This window comes from Serratia sp. 506_PEND (assembly GCF_001076875.1).
Taxonomy (GTDB): domain Bacteria; phylum Pseudomonadota; class Gammaproteobacteria; order Enterobacterales; family Enterobacteriaceae; genus Serratia; species Serratia marcescens.
This window is the reverse complement of record NZ_JVEL01000501.1, coordinates 1-1416: the sequence shown is the minus strand read 5'-3', so window position 1 is coordinate 1416 and position 1416 is coordinate 1. Positions and strand designations below refer to the sequence as shown.

General features: G+C 48.0%; 2 protein-coding genes. One reads left to right on the top strand and one right to left on the bottom strand.

The genetic code is table 11. The features are described from left to right. A partial coding sequence (locus ADK28_RS30430; RefSeq protein ID WP_152929731.1) for a formylglycine-generating enzyme family protein occupies positions 1-463 on the bottom strand: 463 nt, incomplete at its 3' end. Positions 464-527: 64 nt separating this feature from the next. Between ADK28_RS30430 and ADK28_RS31025 the strand changes: the two genes are divergently transcribed. Further along, positions 528-1372, top strand: a protein-coding gene (locus ADK28_RS31025; RefSeq protein ID WP_152929730.1) for an IS5 family transposase whose coding sequence is annotated in 2 segments (ribosomal slippage) — positions 528-873 and positions 873-1372 — 846 coding nt in all. Because the reading frame shifts where the segments join, the coding sequence is not laid out codon by codon here. The last annotated feature ends 44 nt before the right edge of the window (positions 1373-1416 follow it).

Sequence of the window (1416 nt, the reverse complement as noted above, 5' to 3'; positions counted from 1 at the left end):
ACTCTGAGCCACTTAATCCCATGTCATAGAGCCCTAGGGGATTAGGGGGGTATTTTCCTATTGGGTAAATAGGAAAGCCAAACCCATCAGTATATTCATCTAATTCTTCCTCGTTTGGTATATTAACCCCTGGTGTAAACTCGCCATTATTTGTAGCAAAAGGAAGATATTGCCCTCTGGATCTCGCTGCATATTCCCATTGCGCCTCTGTCGGCAGGTCTATTTTTTTGCCTGATTCTTTACCTAACCACTGACAATAATCCTTCGCCTGTTGCCAGGTTACACTTACCGAATAATCCCCCTTCAGCAGCGAGGGATGGCTTTTCATCAAGGGGCCTACTGGTAATGCCTTTACCCCCCTTATTTTGATGTATGAACTATAATCCGCATTCGTCACCTTGAACTTCGATATCGCAAAGTCGCTCAGAATAACCTTGTGTAGATGTTTATCATCCTGCTGGATACTAGGCTGTGTCCCTTAATTGCCTGAGCTATAGTAACTGTCTGTTTCCACAACATATTGAACTATGGCTCGCTACGACCTACCTGATGAAGCATGGACTCTCATCCAGCCCTTATTACCTGCTGAACCAGCAACACCACGAGCCGGACGCCCATGGGCAGAACATCGTATGATCATCAACGGTATGTTCTGGGTGCTGTGTTCAGGCGCACCATGGCGCGATTTGCCTGAGCGATATGGTCCATGGAAGACCGTTTACAACCGTTTTAACCGGTGGTCAAAGTCAGGAGTGATTAACATCATTTTCAACAGGTTACTTACGTTACTTGATGCAAACAGCCTTATAGACTGGTCAGCGACAGCGTTGGACGGCAGTAATATCCGTGCACTCAGATGTGCTGCCGGTGCTCAAAAAAACATCCCGATATCGCCGGAGATAATGGGCTGGGTCGCTCTCGCGGCGGTTTTGGCACCAAAATCCATCTGGCGACAGACGGCAGTGGTCTGCCGTTAAACATCGTGCTGAGTCCCGGACAAGCCCATGAAAGCCAGTTCGCACAACGTCTGCTGGACGGCATTGGTGTTCAGCGCCAGAACGGCAGCATGAAGCGACGTGGTCATGCTGTACTGGCTGATAAAGCTTACTCTGGACATGCTTTACGTAAGGCGCTGAAGAGCAGGGCTATAAAAACCGTCATCCCTCGAAAATCGAATGAGAAAATGGCGTCAGATGGTCGTTCACAGTTCGATCGTGATGCTTACCGTAATCGCAATGTTGTTGAACGTTGCTTTGGTCGCCTGAAAGAATGCCGCCGCATTGCTACACGTTACGACAAAACGGCGAGGAACTATCTGGCGATGGTTAAACTGGGTTGCATCCGGCTGTTTTACAAAAGGTTATGCAATTAAGGGACACAGCCTAAATGGCAGTTTCTCTTTAACTAAGGGACCAA